General features: G+C 65.2%; 18 protein-coding genes. 10 read left to right on the top strand and 8 right to left on the bottom strand.

Going from position 1 to position 21,378, the window contains the following annotated elements; genetic code table 11:
- Positions 1-209 precede the first annotated feature (209 nt).
- Positions 210-2,219, top strand: a complete 2,010-nt coding sequence (locus tag ABIB99_RS30595) for a HAMP domain-containing methyl-accepting chemotaxis protein (RefSeq protein ID WP_354179126.1) — start codon at positions 210-212, stop codon at positions 2,217-2,219.
- 297 nt (positions 2,220-2,516) lie between these two features.
- Positions 2,517-4,526, top strand: coding sequence for a methyl-accepting chemotaxis protein (locus tag ABIB99_RS30590; protein WP_063985129.1), 2,010 nt, complete (start codon positions 2,517-2,519; stop codon positions 4,524-4,526).
- 58 nt (positions 4,527-4,584) lie between these two features.
- Here ABIB99_RS30590 and ABIB99_RS30585 read toward each other — a convergent pair whose 3' ends face one another.
- On the bottom strand, positions 4,585-5,271 hold the full coding sequence (locus tag ABIB99_RS30585) for a glutathione S-transferase family protein (protein WP_063985128.1): 687 nt from the start codon (positions 5,269-5,271) through the stop codon (positions 4,585-4,587).
- Positions 5,272-5,432: 161 nt separating this feature from the next.
- Positions 5,433-6,308, bottom strand: a complete 876-nt coding sequence (locus ABIB99_RS30580; RefSeq protein ID WP_354179123.1) for a LysR family transcriptional regulator — start codon at positions 6,306-6,308, stop codon at positions 5,433-5,435.
- Positions 6,309-6,411: 103 nt separating this feature from the next.
- Here ABIB99_RS30580 and ABIB99_RS30575 point away from each other — a divergent pair, with 103 nt between their 5' ends.
- Positions 6,412-7,302: an SDR family NAD(P)-dependent oxidoreductase gene (locus ABIB99_RS30575; protein ID WP_063985127.1), complete on the top strand. Its 891-nt coding sequence runs from the start codon at positions 6,412-6,414 to the stop codon at positions 7,300-7,302.
- Between the two features lie 16 nt (positions 7,303-7,318).
- Here ABIB99_RS30575 and ABIB99_RS30570 read toward each other — a convergent pair whose 3' ends face one another.
- On the bottom strand, positions 7,319-7,645 hold the full coding sequence (locus ABIB99_RS30570) for a hypothetical protein (protein WP_063985126.1): 327 nt from the start codon (positions 7,643-7,645) through the stop codon (positions 7,319-7,321).
- A 179-nt stretch (positions 7,646-7,824) separates the two neighbouring features.
- A complete protein-coding gene (locus ABIB99_RS30565; protein ID WP_063985125.1) occupies positions 7,825-8,955 on the bottom strand; it encodes a site-specific DNA-methyltransferase in 1,131 nt (376 codons plus the stop codon).
- A gap of 401 nt (positions 8,956-9,356) precedes the next feature.
- Between ABIB99_RS30565 and ypfJ the strand changes: the two genes are divergently transcribed.
- Positions 9,357-10,292, top strand: coding sequence for a KPN_02809 family neutral zinc metallopeptidase (gene ypfJ / locus ABIB99_RS30560; protein WP_063985124.1), 936 nt, complete (start codon positions 9,357-9,359; stop codon positions 10,290-10,292).
- 163 nt (positions 10,293-10,455) lie between these two features.
- Positions 10,456-11,019: a molybdenum cofactor biosynthesis protein B gene (gene moaB / locus ABIB99_RS30555; RefSeq protein WP_063985123.1), complete on the top strand. Its 564-nt coding sequence runs from the start codon at positions 10,456-10,458 to the stop codon at positions 11,017-11,019.
- Between the two features lie 359 nt (positions 11,020-11,378).
- On the opposite strand, the gene ABIB99_RS30550 is transcribed toward moaB, so the two are convergent.
- The gene (locus ABIB99_RS30550; protein WP_063985122.1) at positions 11,379-12,356 is read right to left on the bottom strand and encodes a bifunctional helix-turn-helix transcriptional regulator/GNAT family N-acetyltransferase; all 978 of its coding nucleotides are present in this window, start codon (positions 12,354-12,356) and stop codon (positions 11,379-11,381) included.
- Between the two features lie 66 nt (positions 12,357-12,422).
- Positions 12,423-12,998 (bottom strand): glycosyltransferase family protein, encoded by a 576-nt coding sequence (locus ABIB99_RS30545; protein WP_354179117.1) that lies wholly within the window; start codon positions 12,996-12,998, stop codon positions 12,423-12,425.
- Between the two features lie 335 nt (positions 12,999-13,333).
- Here ABIB99_RS30545 and ABIB99_RS30540 point away from each other — a divergent pair, with 335 nt between their 5' ends.
- Together ABIB99_RS30540 and ABIB99_RS30535 are read left to right on the top strand one after the other, a co-directional pair.
- Positions 13,334-14,173, top strand: coding sequence for an RMD1 family protein (locus ABIB99_RS30540; RefSeq protein WP_085402542.1), 840 nt, complete (start codon positions 13,334-13,336; stop codon positions 14,171-14,173).
- Between the two features lie 176 nt (positions 14,174-14,349).
- On the top strand, positions 14,350-14,733 hold the full coding sequence (locus ABIB99_RS30535) for a hypothetical protein (protein WP_084795278.1): 384 nt from the start codon (positions 14,350-14,352) through the stop codon (positions 14,731-14,733).
- A 179-nt stretch (positions 14,734-14,912) separates the two neighbouring features.
- Here ABIB99_RS30535 and ABIB99_RS30530 read toward each other — a convergent pair whose 3' ends face one another.
- The gene (locus tag ABIB99_RS30530; RefSeq protein WP_063985120.1) at positions 14,913-16,094 is read right to left on the bottom strand and encodes an acetate/propionate family kinase; all 1,182 of its coding nucleotides are present in this window, start codon (positions 16,092-16,094) and stop codon (positions 14,913-14,915) included.
- A 4-nt stretch (positions 16,095-16,098) separates the two neighbouring features.
- Positions 16,099-18,486 carry a phosphoketolase family protein gene (locus ABIB99_RS30525; RefSeq protein ID WP_063985119.1) on the bottom strand — a complete coding sequence of 796 codons (2,388 nt, stop codon included), beginning with the start codon at positions 18,484-18,486 and terminating at the stop codon, positions 16,099-16,101.
- A 210-nt stretch (positions 18,487-18,696) separates the two neighbouring features.
- Here ABIB99_RS30525 and ABIB99_RS30520 point away from each other — a divergent pair, with 210 nt between their 5' ends.
- The 3 genes from ABIB99_RS30520 to rnhB all read left to right on the top strand — a co-directional run bounded on the left by ABIB99_RS30520 (position 18,697) and on the right by rnhB (position 21,279).
- Entirely contained in the window at positions 18,697-19,860 is a 1,164-nt protein-coding gene (locus ABIB99_RS30520; RefSeq protein WP_063985118.1) for a PA0069 family radical SAM protein, read from the top strand.
- A 23-nt stretch (positions 19,861-19,883) separates the two neighbouring features.
- Complete coding sequence (locus ABIB99_RS30515) at positions 19,884-20,339, top strand: VOC family protein (RefSeq protein ID WP_354179113.1); 456 nt, start codon at positions 19,884-19,886, stop codon at positions 20,337-20,339.
- Positions 20,340-20,415: 76 nt separating this feature from the next.
- Positions 20,416-21,279, top strand: coding sequence for a ribonuclease HII (gene rnhB, locus ABIB99_RS30510; protein WP_354179111.1), 864 nt, complete (start codon positions 20,416-20,418; stop codon positions 21,277-21,279).
- The last annotated feature ends 99 nt before the right edge of the window (positions 21,280-21,378 follow it).

Raw genomic sequence — 21,378 nt, 5'->3', positions numbered from 1 at the left:
TGCGCAACTGCCGATAAAATCAGCAGGTCCTGTGCGGGCCGGCGCACACATGCGCGAAAAATCGGAAGGTTCAATTAACGAGTGTCCCTCATTGTACCGCGGTGCAGCGTGGGTGCCGAAAAGCGACTCGCGGCTGCCGGGGGTGGCCGTGACGATTGCCGGGGTCGTTCGTCCGCCCGAATTCACATGCACCTGGGTGGACAGTGGGAATGCCGAACTTTCGTTTGCGGATCAGGGGGCGCCTGTACGCAGGCTTCATGGCCTTGGTGGCGGTTGGTCTCGTGATGGCGGTGGTCGCCATCTGGAATTTGCGGTCCGTGCAGGACCAGGTCGCAAAGGCTTCGGCGTTTTCGGACAGCACGGCGCGGGTCCTGGAGGTCTCGACCCATCTTCAGGCGATCCAGCGCGCCAATCTGCGCTACATCTACGACGCCAGCGAGCCCGCAATGAAGGAGGCCGCAGAGCGGGAGACCGCGGCGACCGAGCTGTTGAAGGTCGGGGCGCAGGGGACGCTCTCCGAAGAGCGGCGGAAGCTCTACAACGATCTGATCGCCGACATCGCGAAAATGCGGAGCCTGCGTGACAATCTCGGCGACGCCGTCAATGAGGCGCGGACCGGCAAGGCGACGCTGCTGCCGAGCGGTGACGAGCTGACTGTCAAGATGGGCAAGCTGGTCGATGTGGCGCGCGCAGCCGTCGACGAAGACACCGGGGCCCTCGTCGCGGACCTCGAATCCAGGCTCCTTCTCGTCCAGATCGCGAACTGGCGTTTCCTGGCCCTGCGCGACAGCAAGGGGCCCGCCAACTTCAGAACCAATGTGGACAGGGCGTCGCAGCGCCTCTCGGCGCTCGAAAAGAGCCCACAGGCGACCGAACTGCGCACGACGCTCGCGCCGGTGAAGACCTCGCTCGGAATCTACAAATCCGCGTTCGAGACGACGTCGGCCGCGATGCTCCAGGCCGACGAGATCTACCACAAGAGCCTCGCGCCCCTCATCGTCGACAGCATCGCCAAGCTCAAGGTCGCGGAAGCCGCCTTGAAGAAGGACTACAAGGAGTCGCGCAGCCAGGCCGAAGCCGTGATTGACGGCACGACCACCGTGCAGGCGATCGCGGGCAGCCTTGCCACCCTGTTCGGATTGATCGTCGCCTTCCTGATCGCCCGCAGCATCGTCGGCCCCCTGACCTCGATGACGCGCGCGATGGGGCTGCTGGCGGGCGGCAATCTCGATGTCGAGATTCCCGGGCGTGGCAAGGCCGACGAGATCGGCGACATGGCCAAGGCGATCGAGGTGTTCAAGACCAACATGATCGACACCGAACGGCTGCGCACGGAGCAGACCGAGACCGAGGCGCGGCAGGCGGAGAGCCGCAAGGCCGACATGGTCCGGCTCGCCGACCAGTTCGAGCAGGCGGTCGGCGAGATCGTCGACACCGTGTCGTCGGCATCGAACGAGTTGGAGGCGTCGGCCGGCACCCTGACGACGACCGCGACGCGCGCGCAGAATCTGTCGACCGAGGTGGCCTCGGCGTCACAGGAGGCCACGGCCAATGTGCAGGCGGTGGCGTCCGCGACCGAGCAGCTGTCCTCCTCGGTCACCGAGATCGCCCGCCAGGTGCAGGAATCCGCCCGGATCGCCAACGAGGCCGTCGGGCAGGCAAGCAGGACCAATGAGCGCGTCGGCGAGCTGTCCAAGGCGGCCGCCCGCATCGGCGACGTGGTCGAGCTGATCAGCACGATTGCCGGCCAGACCAACCTCCTGGCGCTGAACGCCACCATCGAGGCCGCGCGCGCCGGCGAGGCCGGCCGCGGCTTTGCGGTGGTCGCCTCCGAGGTCAAGGCGCTGGCCGAGCAGACCGCGAAGGCGACCGGCGAGATCGGCCAGCAGATTTCGAGCATCCAGGCCGCGACCGAGCAGTCGGTCGGCTCCATCCGGGAGATCAGCGGCACGATCGAGCGGCTCTCGGAAATCTCGTCGGCGGTTGCCGCCGCCGTGGAAGAGCAGGGCGCGGCGACGCAGGACATCTCCCGCAACGTCCAGCAGGCCGCCCATGGCACGCAGCGCGTCTCGATCAATATCGGCGACGTCCAGCGCGGCGCCTCCGAGACCGGCTCGGCCTCCTCGCAGGTGCTCTCGGCGGCGCGCTCGCTGTCTTCAGACAGCAACCGGCTGAAGCAGGAAGTCGCGAAGTTCCTGAACTCGGTCCACGCCGCCTGACCGGCGCGGACCCGCAAAAGCAAAAGGTCCACGCGCATGCGCGTGGACCTGCCATGGCGGCGTGGTGGGATGAGGACATCGCTCGCGCGCGCCACCGCTTGATGTCCGGAATACGGTGGTGTCTTCGTCGGCTTCTCCGTATTCGACACCGGTAAAATACAGCCTCAATTAACATTTGTTCCGCATTGTACGGCGGCGCAGCACGATTCTCGGAGGCGTGGTTGCAATGATCTGTCGTTGCAATCGCGCGAAGGTCGTCGGCTGCTTCTGCTTTTCTGCTGCAATGGGTGGACAGTGATGCCGAGCTTGCGTTTGAGAATTCGGGGGCGTCTCTACGCCGGATTTTCGGTTCTCGTGGTCGTTGGTTTGATCATGGCCGCGGTTGCGGTCTGGAATTTGTGGGCCGTCCAGGGCCAGATGGCACGGCTCTCCGCGCTCTCGGACAACACCGCCCGCGTCCAGGAAATCTCGATTAACCTCCAGGCGCTGCGGCGTGCCAATTTGCGTTACATCTATGACGCCAACGAGCCGGCCTTCAAGGAGGCTGCGGAGCGGGAGGCGGCGACGGCCGAGCTGTTGAGGGCCGCGGCCAAGTCGACGGTCTCCGAGGAGCGGCTCAAGATCTACAATGGCCTCGTCGGCGACGTCGACAAGATGAAGTCCCTGCGCGAGCGCATGGGCGCTGCCGTCAACGAGACGACGAAAGGCAAGGCCACTTTGCTCGCCGGCGGCGACGAGCTCACCGCTAACACCGGCAAGCTGGTCGAGGCCGCGGGTGCAACCGGCGACACCAGCGTGACCGCCCCCGTCGCCGATCTCGAATCCAAGATCCTCCTTGTTCGTGTCTCAAACTGGCGTTTCCTCGCCGTCCGGGACGCGAAGGGGCCGGCGACCTTCAGGACCAATGTCGATCGGGCGCAGCAAGCACTCAAGTCACTTGAGGGGGCCGGTCTGCCGGACGAGGTCAAGGCCGCGTTCGGGCCGATCAAGAGTTCACTTTCGACCTACAAGGGGGCTTTCGAGACGACATCCGCCGCAATCCTCCAGGCCGATGAAATCTACCGCAACGAGATCGCCCCCTTGATCAGCGATAGCGTCGACAGGCTCAAGGTGGCGGAGACCGGATTGAAGGCCGACTACCAGAAATCGCGCGCGGCCGCCGATGGCGTCATTGCCAGCACGACCTGGATTCAGGAAGTCGCCGGCGGCCTTGCGGTCCTGTTCGGCGGCCTCGTCGCCTTCCTGATCGCGCGCAGCATCGTCGGACCGCTGACCACGATGACCCGGGCGATGGGAGCCCTCGCCGGTGGCGATCTCAAGGTCGAGATCCCCGGCCGCGGCAATCGCGACGAGATCGGCGAGATGGCCAAGGCGATCCAGGTGTTCAAGGAGAGCATGGTCGAGACCGACCGCCTGCGCCACGAGCAGGTCGAGGTCGAGGCGCGGCAGGCGGAGAGCCGCAAGGCCGACATGCGAAACCTGGCCAATCAGTTCGAACGAGCGGTCGGCGAGATCGTCGACACCGTGTCGTCGGCATCAAACGAGCTCGAGGTTTCCGCGGGCACCCTGACCACGACGGCAACGCGCGCCCAGGATCTGTCGACGGAAGTCGCCAGCGCCTCCCAGGAGGCCTCGGCCAATGTGCAAGCCGTTGCCTCGGCGACCGAGGAACTGTCCTCCTCGGTCTCGGAGATCGCCCGCCAGGTGCAGGAATCCGCCCGCATCGCCAGCGAGGCTGTGGGTCAGGCAACGCGGACCAACGAACGGGTCGGTGAGCTGTCCAAGGCCGCCGCCCGTATCGGCGACGTGGTCGAGCTGATCAGCACGATTGCCGGCCAGACCAATCTGCTGGCACTGAACGCGACGATCGAGGCGGCGCGTGCGGGCGAGGCCGGTCGCGGCTTTGCGGTGGTCGCCTCCGAGGTGAAGGCGCTGGCCGAGCAGACCGCGAAGGCCACGGGCGAGATCGCCCAGCAGGTCTCCGGCATCCAGGCCGCGACGGAGGAGTCGGTCGGCTCGATCCGGGAGATCAGCGGCACCATCGAGCGGCTGTCGGAGATCTCGTCGACGGTCGCGGCGGCCGTGGAAGAGCAGGGCGCTGCCACACAGGAAATCTCCCGCAACGTCCAGCAGGCCGCCCATGGCACGCAGCGCGTGTCGACCAATATCGGCGACGTGCAGCGCGGCGCCTCCGAGACCGGCTCGGCCTCCTCGCAGGTGCTCTCAGCGGCGCGCTCGCTGTCTTCAGACAGCAACCGGCTGAAGCAGGAAGTCGCGAAGTTCCTGAGCTCGGTCCACGCCGCCTGAGCCGCAAACGCAAAAGGCCACGCGCATGCGCGTGGCCTCCAAGAGCTGCGTCGCGCGATCAGGCGACCTTCGTCGTCATGTGCTTGAACATGTTGGCGCGCGCCTCGTCGTCCATCTCGGCCTTGAAGGTGAACTTGTCCTTCAGGGCGATCGCACGCGCCGCCGCCGGCCGCGCCGAGATCTCGTCCACCAGCCGCTTCACGTTCGGGTAGCGCGCAAAGGCATCGTCGCCGAGCTTGAACGGCACCATCCGCGCCCAGCCCCACAGCGCCATGTCGACGATCGAATAGCTGTCGCCGACCATATAGCTGCGGCCTTTGAGGTGACCGTCCAGGATCTTGTAGTGGCGATCGGTCTCGTACTGGTAGCGGTTGTGCGCGTAGTCGTGGTTCTGGTCCTTGGGCGCAAAATGCTTGAAGTGCACGGCCTGGCCCGAATACGGCCCGACGCCGGTGGCAATGAACATCAGCCATGACAGCGTCTCGCCGCGGACGTTGGCGGCGGGGAGGAACTTGCCGGTCTTCTCGGCGAGGTAGAGCAGGATGGCGTTCGAGTCGAACACGATGGTGCCGTTGTCATCGATCGCCGGCACCTTGCCGTTCGGATTGATCTTCAGATAGTCCGGCGCGAACTGTTCGCCCGTGCGGGTGTCGATCTTGACCGGCTCGAAGGCCAGGCCGACCTCTTCGAGATAAAGCGCGACCTTGGTCGGGTTCGGCGATCCGTTGAAATAGAATTTGAGCATGTTTGTCTCCCCGATTCCCTTCTTAGAGAATGAATGCAGCGTCGCGGCCTTCTGTGCCTGAACATGGCCTGGGAGAGCAACCGGCGAGTTTGCCGGGCGGTGTCTGCGCGGTACGCAGATCAGCCGGCGTAACAAGGGCCGATCGCCGCCGTAATGGCGGTTCAAGTCCGGCTGAGCCGTTCCCGCAGGAATTCGATGAAGCGCTGCGTCTTGGCTGGCAGCAGGCGCGTCTCGGTGACTGCGTAGACAGTGACGGGCGAGCCCTGCCATTGCGGCATGATGCGACGCAGCCGGCCATCCGCCACTTCGTCGGCCACGATCTCTTGCGGCAGAAAGGCGATGCCCATGTCGAGCGTTGCGAGGCGGCGGATCAGTCCCACGTTGTTGAGCCGAAAACGGCCGCCGACGTCGGTCTGCTCCATCTGCGTGCCCCTGTGTAACGTCCACGCACTCACCTTCGTCATGCACAGGCATTGATGACGGGTGAGGTCCGCCGGTTCATGCGGCTCGCCGTTGGTCTCGAGATAGCGCGGCGAGGCGTAGAGATATCCCGGCATGCGGGCGAGCGGCCGCGCGATCATGTGGGACGGCTCTGATTCTCCGACGCGGATCGCCAGATCGAATGGCTCCGATACGAGATCGACACGTCGCGGCGTCAGGTCGAATTCGAAATCGATGTCGGGATATTGCTGCGCGAATTCGGCGATCAACGGTGCGAGGTAGGTGTTCGCGAAATCCACCGGCAGCGAGACGCGGAGCATGCCGCTCGGCTGCGCCAGCATCCCGTCCAGTTGCTCATGCGCCAGGCGCGCCTCGTCCACGATGCGCTTGCAGCGCTCGAAGTAGATCTGGCCGGCTTCGGTCAATTCGATCTTGCGGGTCGTCCGGTTCAGCAGGCGAAGCCCGATCTCCTTCTCCAGGAGATCGATCCGGCGCGACAGCGTCGAATTGGGCATGTCGAGGGTCTTGGCGGCGCGACGGAAGCTGCGGGCCTTCGCGACCTCCACGAACAGCGCCATATCGTTCAGCAACGCCATTTCATTATTCCATCAATGGATCAATCAGTTCCAATTTACGGTATTTATTCCATTGAGTGGAAGGTCCATCTGCCCTTTGCTGACATTGCAGGGCGAGCCATCCATGAAACGCGTAGAACTCGACAAGAACCTGAAGGTGAATCCGCCGGCGCTCGAAGGCCTCAGGCTCGCTGGATTGAATGTGGCGGTGATCGGCGGCACCGGCGGCATCGGCCGGGCGTTCAGTCGCCAATTGGCGGCCAAGGGGGCGCGTGTCCTCGTCGTCGGCCAGACGTTCCGCGATCAGAACGTGCCGGGCATCGCATTCATGCAGGCCGATCTGAGCCTGATGCGGGAAGCCAGGCGGATCGGCCGTGAGCTTCCCGCCGAGACGCTCGACATCGTCGTCTTCACGACCGGCATCATGGCGGGGCCCAGGCGTGAGGTGACGGCGGAAGGCATCGAACGCGATCTCGCCGTCAGCTATCTGAGCCGCTTCGTCATCCTGAACGCGATCGCCTCTCGTCTTGGAAGGGACAGGGCCACGGCCACATTCAAGCCTCGGATTTTCGTCATGGGATTCCCCGGGACCGAGCAGAGGGCCGATGTCGGCGATCTGAATTCGGAACGGAGCTACAAACGGTTCGCAGCCCACTCGAACACCGTGGCGGGCAACGAAGTGCTCGTCCTCGAGGCCGCCAGGCGCTTTGCCGATGTCGATGTGTTCGGCCTCAATCCCGGCTTCGTGAAGACCGATATTCGCGCCAATCTGCTCGGGTCGCGCGCGCTCGTCTCGCTGATCAACTGGCTGACCAGCTTCATGATGGTCGAGCCGGACGCCTATGCCGAGCGACTGGTGCCGCTCCTGGTGTCGCCTGATCTCAACGGCCGCAGCGGTGTCATGTTCAACAACAAGGCTGAGGCGATCCTGCCGAGCCCTTCGTCTGCGGAGCGATCCTACGCGACGGCGCTCATGGATGCCTCCGATCGATTGATCGCTCGTCTGGCGCCGTGAGGCCGCGCCTCGACGCTCAACTGGAATAGAGCAGGCCGACGATGGCGATGACGATCATCCCGGCGCCGACAGCGTCCAGCCGCATCGCGAGCCGCGTTGCGGCGTGCATGCTGGAGGCCCGTGCCTTGCGCTCCGATCCGCGCGCGTAGCCGTGCACGATGACGTCGTGATTGAAATTGTCGTGGGCCTCGTTGCTGCTGGCCAGCCCGACGCAGACCACCAGCACGCCGAAGATGGCGAGGCCGAAAAAGCCGAGCAGGGCGATCAGGAACATCGGAAACATGCCGAGCAGGAAGATCGGCAGCAGCGGCACCAGCAGCAAAGTCTCGGACTGTCGTCGCATCGGAGCCGGACCGGTCAGGACGGGGCTGATCGGTGAAATCTAGTCCTGGCTGTGGCGGCATTCAAGGAGCCGTAGGGTGGGCAAAGGCGCGAAGCGCCGTGCCCACCGCGTCGCTTGCGGCATATTCTAAGGTGGTGGGCACGCTTCGCTTTGCCCACCCTACGGGACCGCGGAGAAAACTACTCCGCCCCGATCCCCGCACGGATCTCGGCACGGAACTCGTCGATCAGCTTGAGACCCTTCTTGGTCTCGACATGCCAGAAGGTCCAGCCGTTGCAGGCTTGCGCCCCTTGCGCCACGGCGCCGATGCGGTGGATCGAGCCGACCTTGTCGCCCAGCATGATGGCGCCATCGGCACGCACCAGCGCACCAAGCTTCTTCTTGGCGTCGAACAGCTTTGTGCCGGGCATGATCATGCCGCGCTCGATCAGCTCGGAGAACGCGACCCGCGGCGCTTCGCGCGCGGTCATGAACGGGGCGAGGCTTTCTTCCGGCAGCGGCTCGATCGCAGCGATGCGGGCTTCCGCCGCCTTGGCATAGGTCTTGTCGCGCTCGAAGCCGATGTAGGAGCGGCCGAGACGCTTGGCGACAGCACCCGTGGTGCCGGTGCCGTTGAAGGGATCGATCACGAGATCGCCGGGCTTCGACGACGACAGCAGCACGCGCGCGAGCAGGCCTTCCGGCTTCTGCGTCGGATGCACTTTCTTGCCGTCGGCGCCCTTGAGGCGCTCCTCGCCGGTGCAGAGCGGGATCAGCCAGTCGGACCGTGCCTGCACGTCCTCGTTCGCCGCCTTCAGCGCCTCGTAGTTGAACGTGTAGCCCTTGGCTTTTTCGTCACGCGCGGCCCAGATCATCGTTTCGTGCGCGTTGGTGAAGCGGCGGCCGCGGAAGTTCGGCATCGGGTTCGACTTGCGCCAGACGATGTCGTTCAGGAGCCAGAAGCCGAGATCCTGCATGATCGCGCCGACGCGGAAAATGTTGTGATAGGAGCCGATCACCCAGATCGTCGCCGACGGCTTCATCGCGCGGCGGGCGGCAAGCAGCCAGGCGCGGGTGAAATCGTCATAGGCGGAGAACGAATCGAACTTGTCCCAGTCGTCGTTGACGGCATCGACATGGGATTCGTCGGGGCGCTTCAGATCGCCCTTGAGCTGGAGATTGTAGGGCGGATCGGCGAACACGAGGTCGACCGAACCGGCCTGAAGCTTCGACATCTCGGCGACGCAATCACCGAGGATGATGCTGTGCGAAGCGGACTCAAAATTTGTGCGGGGCGCCCTTGCAGACGCCCCGCGACGCGACACTACCATGACTCAAGAACTCTGACTCAGGCGACGCTGTCGGCGACGCGGGACCAAACAACCGACTGACCGCTACAATGGAGCGGCAAAGTAAAAATCGACTTAACCCGCCGCTTTGGTGAGCAGCCCTCGCATCACGCATTGTGCGCGTTTCGCTCTGCGCATTCGTCGTGTTTTCCAGTGTATTTCGTATTTCTTCGCGTTGCGGGAGCAGTCAGGTCGCCAAATTTCTCTCGGAAAAAATTGCACGACCCCGGAAAAAATTGCTGGCATCGGCATGCTGTCGCACTAGGCAATAATTGCCGAGCGGGATATTGATTAACGCATTGGAAATTTTACGTGTGTGGCGCGTTGAGCTTTCGCGCTTCTGCGCCCAAATGACGCCAATTGAGGACTGAGGGAAACCCGCCATGCGTTATGATGATTTCCGCCGCAGCGACGACATTGAGGATCGCCGCGACGGCGGTGGCGGCATGGGCGGCGGCGGAGGCGGGTTCGGCCTGCCGATGGGCGGCGGCGGTCTGGGCATCGGCACCATCATCGTGCTCGGCCTGGTCGGCTATGCCTTCGGCATCGATCCGCGCATCCTGATCGGCGGCGCCGAGATCCTCACCGGCGGCGGCCAGGCGCCTTCCTACCAGACCGATCGTCAGTCGACCTCCGCCAAGCGCGGCGCGCCGACCGACGAGATGGGCAGCATGATCTCCGGCATCCTCGGCGAGATCGACGACCGCTGGAGCGAGATCTTCCAGGCCAGCGGCCAGTCCTACACCGGTCCGAAGGTCGTGCTGTTCCGCAACGTCACCAATGGCGGCCGCTGCGGCCGGGCAGAGTCGGCGATGGGGCCGTTCTACTGTCCGCCGGATCGTACCATCTTCCTAGACACCAGTTTCTTCCGCGAGGTCGAGACGCGCTTCCGCGGCTGCTCCGGCAAGTCCGCCTGCAACTTCACCACCGCCTACATCATCGCGCATGAGGCCGGCCATCACATCCAGAACCTGCTCGGCATCATTCCGCGCGTGACGCGGCTGCAGCAGCAGGCCGGCAGCAAGGCCGAGGCCAATGCGCTCCAGGTGAAGGTCGAATTGCAGGCCGATTGCCTGTCCGGCGTCTGGGTCAATCGCGAGTCGAAGAAGCGTCCGAACTTCCTCGAGCCCGGCGACATCGACGCCGCGTTGACCACGGCGAGCGCGATCGGTGACGACACGCTGCAACGCCAGGCGACGGGACGCGTCGTGCCCGATTCCTTCACGCACGGCTCGGCGGCGCAACGCAAGCAGTGGTTCATGACCGGCTACCAGCAAGGCACCGTCCAGGCCTGCAACACGTTCGGCAGCGGGTCGTAGTCGCCAGGACATCGTGCCCCGGACGCAGCGCAGCGCTTCTTCAGCGGTGCGCTGCAGAGCCGGGGCCCACAATGCCGGTCCCCCAAGCCTCGGAAATGGGTCCCGGCTCTGCGACGCACCGCTGACGCGCTGCATCGCGTCCGGGACACGAGAGGAAGGACCAATGGCCTCGATCGACGACTCAAAACAATTCATCCCGCTCAACATCGCGGTGCTCACCGTCTCTGACACGCGCGCGCTCGCCGACGACAAGTCCGGCCAGACGCTGGCCGACCGCCTCACCGCGGCGGGCCATCATCTTGCCGCGCGCGAGATCGTCACCGACGACGTCGAGGCGATCCGCGCCGTCGTCCGCCGCTGGATTGCTGATGCCGGCGTCGACGTCGTCGTCACCACCGGCGGCACCGGTTTTACCGGGCGCGACGTCACGCCGGAGGCGATCGAGCCGCTGTTCGAGAAGCGCATGGACGGCTTCTCGATCGCCTTCCACATGCTGAGCCACGCCAAGATCGGGACGTCGACGATCCAGAGCCGCGCCACCGCCGGCGTCGCCGGCGCCACCTACATCTTCTGCCTGCCGGGCTCGCCCGGCGCCTGTCGTGACGGCTGGGACGGCATCCTCGCCGCCCAGCTCGACTACCGCACGCGTCCCTGCAATTTCGTCGAGATCATGCCGCGCCTCGACGAGCATCTGCGAAGGGCGAAGGCGCAGGGCGCGACGGTGTGAGTGCGTTGCTTTGACGCTGCTTTGCTGAGCTAGGCGCGGACCTCTTCCCTTCCCCCTTGTGGGAGAGGGTGGCTCGCCGCGGAGCGGCGAGACGGGTGAGGGGTCTCCATCCGCACGGACCGCTCGGAGACATACCCCTCACCCAAGCGAGTTCGTATCTACTGGCGTCGCTGCCCTCTCCCGCAAGGGGCGAGGGCACAATCATGCGCATCGCGCCCGCTGCGCCAGCGACTAGCTCTTCCGTCTCAGCGAGCTCCACACCACGCGCCACATAGTCCGGCGCGCCTCCACGTGCAACCGTCGCGCCCGGCGCTTGTAGAGATCGACGAGCTCTCCCGTGATGAGCGCGTGCCGCCGCATCAGAGATCGCGCTCCCAGGTTTCACCGGTGAGGTTCTGGCCAAAACTGCGATGCGGCTCGGTGGCGGTCAGCTTGAAGCCGGCATCCTGATAGATTTTTCGCGCGGCGACCAAATTGCTCTGCGTCCACAGCGTCATCCGCCGATAGCCGCAGGCGCGGGCAAAGGAGACGCATTCGGCGACCAGCCGTTGGCCTAGCCCCTGGCCTCGCGCGGCCGGATCGAGCAGCAACAGGCGCAGCTTGGCAACGTCGTCGCTGGCCTTGACCAGAAATACCGAGCCGACCGGCCGGCCCTCGATGTCGGCGATCCAGCAGCGCTCGCGCGAGGCATCGTAGGAGGTCATGTATTTGGCGACGATCTCGGCGACCAGCGCCTCGAAGCCGGAGTCGAAACCGTATTCGCTGGCGTAGAGCGCGCCGTGGCTCTGCACCACCCAGCCCATGTCGCCCGGGCGGGGCTCGCGCAGGGTCGCCCGCGGGGATGGCGTGCGCGGCATGGCGAGCAGCCGCTCGATCGTCTCCATCGCACCGGTGAGCTTGCTGCGCTCCTCATCCGGCAGCGGCCGCAGCATCGCGGCGACGTCGTCCTGGGACGAGCGTTCGAGCCTGGCGAACGCCTGGCGGCCCTTCGCAGTCAGGCTCAGCTGAACCTGCCGGCGGTCGCTCGGAAGCGGCTTGCGCGCGATCAGGCCGCTTTCATCGAAGTTCTGCACGATGCGGCTGAGATAGCCGGCGTCGAGCCCGAGCGCGATGCCGATCTCCTTGGCCGACTGCTCGCCACCATGGGCCAGCTCGTAGAGCACGCGCGCCTCGCTCAGCGAGAACGGGCTCTTCAGGAGCTGCTGGTCGAGCACGCCGAGCTTCTGGGTGTAGAAGCGGTTGAAGGCGCGAACCGCCTGGACCTGGTCGTCGGCGACCTGTTCGGTCGAAGCGGGGCCGGATGGCGAAGGGCTGGATGACGAAAGGGCTGATGGCATGGGTCACCTCGATACTTGCCATTGTCAAACAATTATTTGACTTTGGCAAGTATTAGATCGGTGACGTCAGCCGACCATGACGATCCGGCTGCGCAGCATGGTCCGGGACGAGCGGCCGAGCCGCCGGAGCAGCCGCGCCTCGGAACGGCGGGCCCGGGGCGGGTAGCCGCCGATCCGGTCGTAATGATCGCGCGCGATCAAGAGTCCCTGATCGCCGAGGGGGCCGACCAGTTTGCGCACCACGGCCCAGAGGACGTCGCGAAACCCGGTATCGGCATAAGGCGACCGTGTGTAGCGGAACACCGCCGCGCGATCCCTGCCGCTGGTCGAGACAGCCTGGATGAACTGGGTGGTTTCCTCGATCCAGCCGGTCTCCAGCACGGCGCCGGCCGGGAGGAACATCAGCCAGGGCGAACGGGCCTGGAGCGCACCGGCGGCAAGCGCCGCGCCCTGCGAAGAACCCTCGAAGCCGATGAAACGGCAGCCTGCGACGTCGGCAACGCGCTCGATGACACCGTTGCGGGTGCCATCGACCAGCAGGACTTCCTTGATGATGCCCGCAGCGGCACCGGGTACCAGCGCGGCCAGAGTTGCGACCGCCGTCTGCTCGACGCCTTCGGTCGGTATGATGACGCTCAGCATGATTGAGGCTTCGATGTCTGCACTTCGGGAGAAGCGTAGCTTGTTATGAATGTGTCATAAACACGCGGCGTCGCCGAGTGCAACTTTTCGCCGGTGTTCCGGCATGCGATGGTAAATCGCCGCCGGTCTATCGCAGCCGAATATGTCGTGCGCGGGGTGGCCCTGTTGCCCAATGTTTCCGCGAATGTCGTTTCCGTGAGCTTCAAACGGGGGCTTTCTCTGCCGATATGATCGGGGCGAGGACGGCACGTTCCGCAAGGCTGCACCGGCAGTCTGACACAAACCTTTCGACGGGAAAAACGTGCAACGCTCGCCGCGCAAAGTGAGATAGTCCAGTGAACGCCGATCAACTTCCCGTTGGCACCACGCCAACATCGCCGAAGCCGGAGGCCGCGCCGACCCTGCGGATCCGCGCCGTGATGCTGGGCGAACGCATCAATCCGTCCGGGCTCGAGCTTGGCGCACCTGTCTCCTCGACGCCTGCTGCCTTCCGCGTCCATGCCGGGCTCGTCGTGATCTTCCGCTACGGCGTCGTGGTGCTGATCGGCCTCCTCCCTTCGGAGGAGAAGGTGCTGATCGACAGCCTGAAACCGCGGGTGACCGGCGAGCTCAGCCCTTTTGAAGAGGAGATCGCACAGGCGCAGCTCTGCAAGGATGAGAACGCCGAGGCGATCCAGCCCGGCGGGCCGATCTGCCTCGCCAAATTCTCCGACGATCGCCTGCTGATCGTTGCGGACGCGCTCGCCAAGAGCACCTCGCTCGCCCGCGACGAGCGCCGCGTCGCCGCGGTCTTCGACGTGATCGAGCCCTTTGCGCGGGGACTCGCCGAGCAGGGCCGCACGCCGCCCCGGCGCAAGGGCATCTTGCAACTGATCGGCAATGCGCTTCTGGTCCAGCAGCGCGTCGCCGGCCGTGTCGCGGTGGCCGAGAAACCGGACGTGCTCTGGGAGAAGCCCGAGCTCGACCGCCTCTATGCCCGTCTCGAAGACGAGTACGAATTGAAGGAGCGCCTCGATACGCTCGAGCGCAAGCTCACCGCGGTGTCGGAAACCGCCAACGCGCTGACCGACATCATCGACACCCAGCGCTCGCTGCGTCTGGAAATCGCAGTCGTGGTGCTGATCGTGATCGAGGTCGTGATCGGGTGCATCCAGATCCTGTCGGGCACGCATTAGATCGGCCTGAGATCGGCCTGCACGCCACTGTGCGGGCGGGGAACCGTCGTTCATGTAGATGAACGTTGATCCAAATCAAAGGCACGAAGCTCCAGCGCACGAGACTTCGATCGGACCCGCGGTCAACGCGATGTGCAGCTGTCCGCGGCTTCCTCCCTCGAAGAAGGAGTACGCTGATGTTGCGTCAAGCTCTCATCGCTTCGGCAGCCGCAGCTATGCTGCTTGTCGCCTTCACTCCCGATGACGCATCTGCCCGCGGCGGTCGCGGCGGCGGCATGCGCGCAGGAGGTTTCCACGGCGGTGCCGTGCGGGCAGGAGGCTACCGCGGGGGCGCGGTCGCGGCGCGTGGATATCGGGGCGGTGCTGTCGCCGTGCGCGGCGGGCGTTACGGCTATCGGGGCGCTTATGCAGGGTATCGCGGATATCGTTACGGCGTCGGTGCGGCGGCAGTGGGGGCCGCGGCGATCGGCGCAGCTGCGACGGGGGCCTACTACCGCAGCGGCTGCGGCTATGACGCTTACGGAAACTATGTTTGCCCGGGCGGGTACTCTCCGTACTGAGCGGAGCGACGTAGTTGGCCCATGGTGCTCGAAGCGCTGGCGAAATCGTTTGCTTTGCGCACCATGGTCATTTCGACAGTGGCGCAGCAGCGCTGCGACAAGTCATGGCCCGACAAGTCATGGTCCGCTGAAATTCTCCCACGGGGGAGAAGGGAAAGATGCAGCGGTCGACCGGGCTTTCATTTCGCTCGCAGCACAGCCGCGCAATGCCGAGCGATCGTCAGCTCCTCATTCGTCGGAATGACGAACACATTGACGGTGCTGCCACTGCTGCTGATCCGCTCGCGTGCCGCGTCATTCGCACCCGCGTCAATATGTACGCCGAGCCACCCAAGCCGCTCACCAATCGCGGCGCGGATTTCCTTCGCATGCTCGCCGATGCCGCCGGTGAAGACCAGACAGTCCAGCCCGCCCAGCGTGGTCGCCATCACCGCGACCTGCTGCGCCGCACGGAAGGTGAAGAGCTCGACCGCCTGCCGCGCCGCAGCCTCACGGCTCGCCAGCAGCGTGCGCATGTCGGCAGAGATGCCGGAGACGCCGAGCAGGCCTGACTCGTGATAGAGCAGGTGCTGGACATCCTCGACCGACATCCTCTCGTGCTGTTGCAGATAGAGCAGCACGCCGGGATCGATCGTGCCGCTCCGGGTGCCCATCACGAGGCCATCGAGCGGCGTCAGCCCCATCGTGGTGTCGACGCTGCGGCCATCGCGCAACGCGCACAGGCTGGCGCCATTGCCGAGATGCGCGATGACGGTGCGCTTGGCAACGAACTGCGGCGCGATTTTCGCGAGGCGCCCCGCGACATATTCGAACGAGAGGCCGTGAAAGCCGTAGCGCCGGATACCGCGCTCTTCATAGCGCCGCGGGATGGCGAAGCGGCTCGCGGGTGGCGCCATGCTGTGATGAAAGGCGGTGTCGAAACATGCGATCTGTGCCAGGTCGGGCTTTATTGCCCTGATGGTGCGGACTGGTTCAAGGCACCGCGGCTGGTGCAGCGGCGCCAGTGGCGTCAGTGCGTCCAGCTTTGCGTAGACGTCGTCAGTCAGCTCAACCGGGCCCGAATAATCCGGCCCGCCATGAACGATGCGGTGACCGACGGCGCGCAGGCGGTGGTCGGCAAAACGCTCCTCGATGAAGCCGAGCACCTCCGCGAACAGATGACCGCTGTCCGCATCGGATGCTTCCCTCTGCGTCTCGAACAGGTCTCCGCCCGCAGGGCTTTTCACCACGAGCCGCGGCTTCGCCTCATGCTCGTCGAGCAGGCCCTTGCAGAGCAGGGCAGGCTCGTCCGCCGCGATGTCGAACAGGCCGAACTTGATGCTCGACGAGCCCGAGTTGAGCACGAGGGCCGACGCCGTCATGACGTCAACCCGCTTTGCCCGGCCAGACCCAGTCGCGAATTTCAGGCATGTCCTCGCCGTGTTCGCGCACATAGTGCGAATGTTCGATCAGTCTGTCGCGGAACTGCTGTTGCACCTGCGCGGCCTTGGTCGCCAGACCCGGCACGCGCGCGATCGCCTCGATCGCGAGGTGATAGCGGTCGAGCCCGTTGAGGACGACCATGTCGAACGGCGTCGTCGTGGTGCCTTCCTCGGCAAAGCCGCGCACATGCATTCCGGCATGGTTGGTGCGGTTATAGGTGAGACGGTGGATGAGATAGGGATAGCCGTGATAGGCGAAGATCACCGGCTTGTCTGGTGTGAACAGGCTGTCGAAGTCACGGTCGGACAGGCCGTGCGGGTGCTGGTCTTTCGGCTGCAGCGTCATGAGGTCGACGACGTTGACGACGCGGATCTTCAGGTCGGGCAGCGCCTTGCGCAGCAGATCGACGGCGGCGAGCGTCTCCAGTGTCGGCACGTCGCCGGCGCAGGCCATCACGACGTCGGGCTCGCCATCCGCATCCTCCGTGCCGGCCCAGGTCCAGATGCCGATGCCGGCATCACAATGCGTGGCGGCGTCCTGCATCGACAGCCATTGCGGCGCCGGCTGCTTGCCGGCGACGATGACGTTGATGCGGTCATAGGTGCGCAGGCAGTGATCGGCGATCCACAACAGCGTGTTGGCGTCGGGCGGGAAGTAGATGCGGACGATGTCGGCCTTCTTGTTGGCGACGAGATCGACGAAGCCGGGATCCTGATGGCTGAATCCGTTATGGTCCTGCCGCCAGACATGCGAGGTCAGGAGATAGTTCAGCGAGGCGATCGGTCGCCGCCAGGGCAGATGTCGCGTCACCTTCAGCCATTTGGCGTGCTGGTTGAACATGGAATCGACGATGTGGATGAAGGCCTCGTAGCAGGAGAACAAGCCGTGCCGTCCGGTGAGCAGATAGCCCTCGAGCCAGCCCTGGCAGAGATGCTCGCTCAAAACCTCCATCACCCGGCCGTCCTGGGCGAGATGCACGTCGTAAGGCTCCGTCGGCTCCATCCAGACCCGTTCGGTCGCCTCGAACACGGCATCGAGCCGGTTTGACGCGGTCTCGTCCGGACCCATGATGCGGAAGTTGCGCGTTTCTGCGTTGAGGCGGATGACGTCGCGCAGGAATTTGCCGAGCTCGCGCGTTGCTTCGCCGGTGACGCCGCCGGGCTGCGGCACGTCCAACGCAAAACTGCGGAAGTCCGGCAGCTTCAGCTCCTTCTTCAGCAGGCCGCCATTGGCGTGCGGATTGGCGCCCATGCGCCTGTTACCGTCGGGCGCCAGCGCCTGGAGCTCGGGAATGAGCGCGCCGCTGCCGTCGAACAGCTTCTCGGGCTCGTAGCTGCGCATCCAGTCTTCGAGGATTTTCAGATGCGCCGGGTTCTCGCGACAGCTCGCAACGGGAACCTGATGCGCGCGCCAAAAGCCCTCGACCTTCTTGCCGTCGACCTCCTTCGGGCCGGTCCAGCCCTTCGGGCTGCGCAGCACGATCATCGGCCAGCGCGGCCGCTCGACGCTCTTGCGGCCGTCGCGGGCATGCTGCTGGATCGAGCGGATGCTGGCGAGCGCGACGTCGAGCGCATCCGCCATGGCCTGGTGCATCAATTCGGGATCGTCGCCCTCGACGAACAGCGGCTCGTGGCCGAACCCGCGGAACAGGTCGCGGATCTCCGCGTCGCGCATCCGTCCGAGCACGGTCGGGTTCGCGATCTTGTAGCCATTGAGGTGCAGGATCGGCAGCACAGCGCCGTCATGGGCGGGATTGAGGAACTTGTTCGAGTGCCAGGACGCCGCGAGCGGGCCGGTTTCCGCCTCGCCATCGCCGACGACGCAGGCGACGATCAGGTCGGGATTGTCGAATGCGGCGCCATAGGCATGCACCAGCGCGTAGCCGAGTTCGCCGCCTTCGTGGATCGAGCCTGGCGTTTCCGGCGCCGCGTGGCTCGGAATGCCGCCGGGGAAGGAGAACTGCCTGAAAAGTTTTCGCAATCCGTCTGTATCGCGCGCGACGTCAGGATAGATCTCGCTGTAGCTGCCTTCGAGATAGGTGTTGGCCACCATGCCCGGGCCGCCATGGCCGGGACCGCAGATATAGAGCACGTTGACATCGAGCGCGCGGATGACGCGGTTGAGATGGGCGTAAATGAAGTTCAAACCGGGCGTCGTGCCCCAATGGCCGAGCAAGCGCGGCTTGATGTGCTCCGGCCGCAACGGCTCGCGCAGCAGCGGATTGTCGAGCAGATAGATTTGCCCGACGGAGAGGTAGTTCGCGGCGCGCCAATAGCGATCGAGCAGATCGAGCTCGCTGCTCCCTGAGGCCGATTGTCGTTGATTTGTCATGTTCCTGCTGACCTTCACCCAGCGATCGACACCAACTTTGTTCCGGTGCGATTGATCCCTGTCCGGCATCGAACAGGATCGCCGCGACGGGTGTGTTGCGTGAGGTCAAGGGACCGCGCCCGAAATTTGGGCGGCTACTGTGCATGGGGTTGTTTTTGAGTTTTTTGTTTGTGTTCTTGATTTGTTCCTTTTGCGTGCTATCTTGGCTTCATGAGTCCAGCATCCTCTCATGCTCTCAAGCACCCGCCGGTCACGGCGCCCTCCGAGCCGGCGGGTGCGGACTCTGATTTTCCCGAACTGGCGGTCGCCATCGACAAACAGCGCAGGCGAGGGCGGGGCGCCCAGTCCAATGCCAGCGGCCGCTTCGAGGCCGAGGCCCGCGTCGCCTTCGACGATGGCTGGCAGAGCCTGGAGGAGCTGCCGCCGTTCAAGACCACCGTCGGCGTCGATACCTCGCGCAAGGTGATCACCCGCAACGAATCCCCCGATATTGGCTTCGACCGCTCGATCAATCCGTATCGCGGCTGCGAGCACGGCTGTGTCTATTGCTTCGCGCGGCCGACGCACGCCTATCTCGGCCTGTCGCCGGGGCTCGACTTCGAGTCAAAGCTGTTTGCCAAGCCCGATGCGCCGGCGCTGCTCGAGAAGGAGCTGGCCGCGACCGGCTACGAGCCGCGGATGATCGCGATCGGGACCAACACCGATCCGTATCAGCCGATCGAGCGCGAGCGTAAGATCATGCGCGGCATTCTCGAAGTGCTGGAGCGCGCCGGCCACCCCGTCGGCATCGTCACCAAGTCGGCGCTGGTCACGCGCGACATCGACATTCTCGCGCGGATGGCCAAGCGCAATCTCGCCAAGGTCGGAATTTCCGTCACCTCGCTCGATCCAAAGCTGGCTCGCACCATGGAGCCGCGCGCATCGACGCCGCCGAAGCGGCTGGAGGCGCTGAAGCAGCTTTCGGACGCGGGTATTCCGACCACCGTGATGGTCGCGCCCGTGATCCCCGCGCTGAACGATTCCGAGATCGAGCGCATTCTCGATGCCGCCGCCCATGCCGGCGTCAAGGAAGCCTCCTACGTGCTGTTGCGGCTGCCGCTGGAGGTTCGCGATCTCTTCCGCGAATGGCTGATGGCCAATTATCCAGACCGCTACCGCCACGTCTTCACCCTGATCCGCGACATGCGCGGCGGCCGCGATTACGACGCGAAATGGGGCGAGCGGATGAAGGGCACCGGACCGATGGCCTGGACCATCGGCCGCCGCTTCGAGATCGCCTGCGACAGGCTTGGGCTGAACAAGCGGCGCTCCAAGCTGACGACGGATCACTTTGCGAGGCCGAAGCGGAACGGCGATCAGCTCAGCCTGTTCTGATCGGGAAACGGAAGAGGCGTAGCATGAGCCAGGAACTTACCGCGCCGGTGCCGCGGCTCACGGTCATCACACTGGGTGTGAGCGACATTCGTGCCAGCATCGCCTTCTATGACGCGCTCGGCTTCTCGCGTCGGCTGAAGGCGACCGGCGAGGCCGTCGCCTTCTACGATACCGGTGGTCCGGTGCTGGCCCTGTTTCACTGGGACAAACTCGCGGCCGACGCCAAGTTGCCGGACAATCCGAGGCCCGCGACCTTCCGCGGCATGACGCTCGCCTGGAACTGCGCCACGCGCGGCGAGGTCGATGCGGTTCTGGCCTTCGCCGTCGGCAAGGGCGCGGCGCTGCTGAAAGCGGCGCATGAGACCGACTACGGCGGTTATTCCGGCTATTTCGCCGACCCCGACGGCCATCCCTGGGAAGTCGTGGTCGCGCCCGGCATCGAGGTCGGTGAGGACCGGCGGGTGCATCTGGCGGAGTAGGCGGCTGGTCTGAATAACGGGAATTGTCCGGGGTTCCCGGTTGCGCCGGCCGGGCCGCTTGCGCACGATCCCGCCCATGATTCGGGACAAGTCCACCAGGAAGCCGGCCAAAGACGCGCCAAAGAAGGGCGCGTCGAAGAAGGATGCCGCCAGGAAGGCAGCGCCTGCGAAGACGGCCAAGGGGGCGGCCAAGGCCCCGGCCGGTAGGCAGGGCGCCATCATCGCCGTCGCATCGCCGACCTTCCGCCGCGAGCGCGCGCTGATCAAGCGCGGCATCTGGCCGGTTGCCGGCTGCGACGAGGCCGGCCGCGGGCCGCTCGCCGGACCCGTGGTGGCGGCCGCCGTGATTCTCGATCCCGACCGCATTCCCCGCGGCATCGACGATTCCAAGCGCCTGACCGCCGAGGAACGGGAACGGCTGTTCGACAAGATCTGCGCCACCGCGCAGGTCTCGGTCGCCGTCGCCTCGCGCTCCCGGATCGACCGCGACAACATCCTGCGTGCCTCGCTGTGGGCGCTGAAGCGCGCCGTGGTGGCGCTGCCCGACGCGCCGCGTCATGTGTTTGTCGACGGCCGCGATCGGCTCGACACCGCCTGCGACTGCGAGGCCGTGATCGGCGGCGACGGCATCGTCCTGTCGATCGCCGCAGCCTCGATCATCGCCAAGGTGACGCGCGACCGGCTGATGTGCGCGCTGGCGCAGGACTGCCCCGGCTATGGCTTCGAGCAGCACAAGGGCTACGCCGTCCCGGAGCACCTCGACGCGCTCGACCGCCTCGGTCCCACCATCCACCACCGCAGCTTCTTCGCCCCCGTTGCCGCCGCCCGCGCCAAGCACATGCCCTGGACGGTCGAGCCGGTGCGGGACCTGTTCGCGGTGACCGAGATGGAAGTGCAGCTAGAAGCAAGCGTTGAAATTGATGCGTCGGCGGGCCTGTAGGGCAGACGGTCGTTGCCACAACGCGCAGCGCCCTTTATCAAAACAGATGTGAGCGAATAGGGCCGGCTGGACGGGTTGGCTGCATCTTTCGGACGTTGC

It is taken from the genome of Bradyrhizobium sp. LA6.1, assembly GCF_040547805.1.
GTDB lineage: Bacteria > Pseudomonadota > Alphaproteobacteria > Rhizobiales > Xanthobacteraceae > Bradyrhizobium > Bradyrhizobium barranii.
The sequence above is the reverse complement of the archived record's forward strand: the minus strand, read 5'-3'. Positions and strand labels throughout refer to the sequence as shown.

Coding starts and splice junctions, on each gene's coding strand:
- ABIB99_RS30595 (WP_354179126.1), top strand. CDS start 210: ATGCCGAACTTTCGTTTGCGGATCAGGGGGCGCCTGTACGCAGGCTTC.
- ABIB99_RS30590 (WP_063985129.1), top strand. CDS start 2,517: ATGCCGAGCTTGCGTTTGAGAATTCGGGGGCGTCTCTACGCCGGATTT.
- ABIB99_RS30585 (WP_063985128.1), bottom strand. CDS start 5,271: ATGCTCAAATTCTATTTCAACGGATCGCCGAACCCGACCAAGGTCGCG.
- ABIB99_RS30580 (WP_354179123.1), bottom strand. CDS start 6,308: ATGGCGTTGCTGAACGATATGGCGCTGTTCGTGGAGGTCGCGAAGGCC.
- ABIB99_RS30575 (WP_063985127.1), top strand. CDS start 6,412: ATGAAACGCGTAGAACTCGACAAGAACCTGAAGGTGAATCCGCCGGCG.
- ABIB99_RS30570 (WP_063985126.1), bottom strand. CDS start 7,645: ATGCGACGACAGTCCGAGACTTTGCTGCTGGTGCCGCTGCTGCCGATC.
- ABIB99_RS30565 (WP_063985125.1), bottom strand. CDS start 8,955: ATGGTAGTGTCGCGTCGCGGGGCGTCTGCAAGGGCGCCCCGCACAAAT.
- ypfJ (WP_063985124.1), top strand. CDS start 9,357: ATGCGTTATGATGATTTCCGCCGCAGCGACGACATTGAGGATCGCCGC.
- moaB (WP_063985123.1), top strand. CDS start 10,456: ATGGCCTCGATCGACGACTCAAAACAATTCATCCCGCTCAACATCGCG.
- ABIB99_RS30550 (WP_063985122.1), bottom strand. CDS start 12,356: ATGCCATCAGCCCTTTCGTCATCCAGCCCTTCGCCATCCGGCCCCGCT.
- ABIB99_RS30545 (WP_354179117.1), bottom strand. CDS start 12,998: ATGCTGAGCGTCATCATACCGACCGAAGGCGTCGAGCAGACGGCGGTC.
- ABIB99_RS30535 (WP_084795278.1), top strand. CDS start 14,350: ATGTTGCGTCAAGCTCTCATCGCTTCGGCAGCCGCAGCTATGCTGCTT.
- ABIB99_RS30530 (WP_063985120.1), bottom strand. CDS start 16,094: ATGACGGCGTCGGCCCTCGTGCTCAACTCGGGCTCGTCGAGCATCAAG.
- ABIB99_RS30525 (WP_063985119.1), bottom strand. CDS start 18,486: ATGACAAATCAACGACAATCGGCCTCAGGGAGCAGCGAGCTCGATCTG.
- ABIB99_RS30520 (WP_063985118.1), top strand. CDS start 18,697: ATGAGTCCAGCATCCTCTCATGCTCTCAAGCACCCGCCGGTCACGGCG.
- ABIB99_RS30515 (WP_354179113.1), top strand. CDS start 19,884: ATGAGCCAGGAACTTACCGCGCCGGTGCCGCGGCTCACGGTCATCACA.
- rnhB (WP_354179111.1), top strand. CDS start 20,416: ATGATTCGGGACAAGTCCACCAGGAAGCCGGCCAAAGACGCGCCAAAG.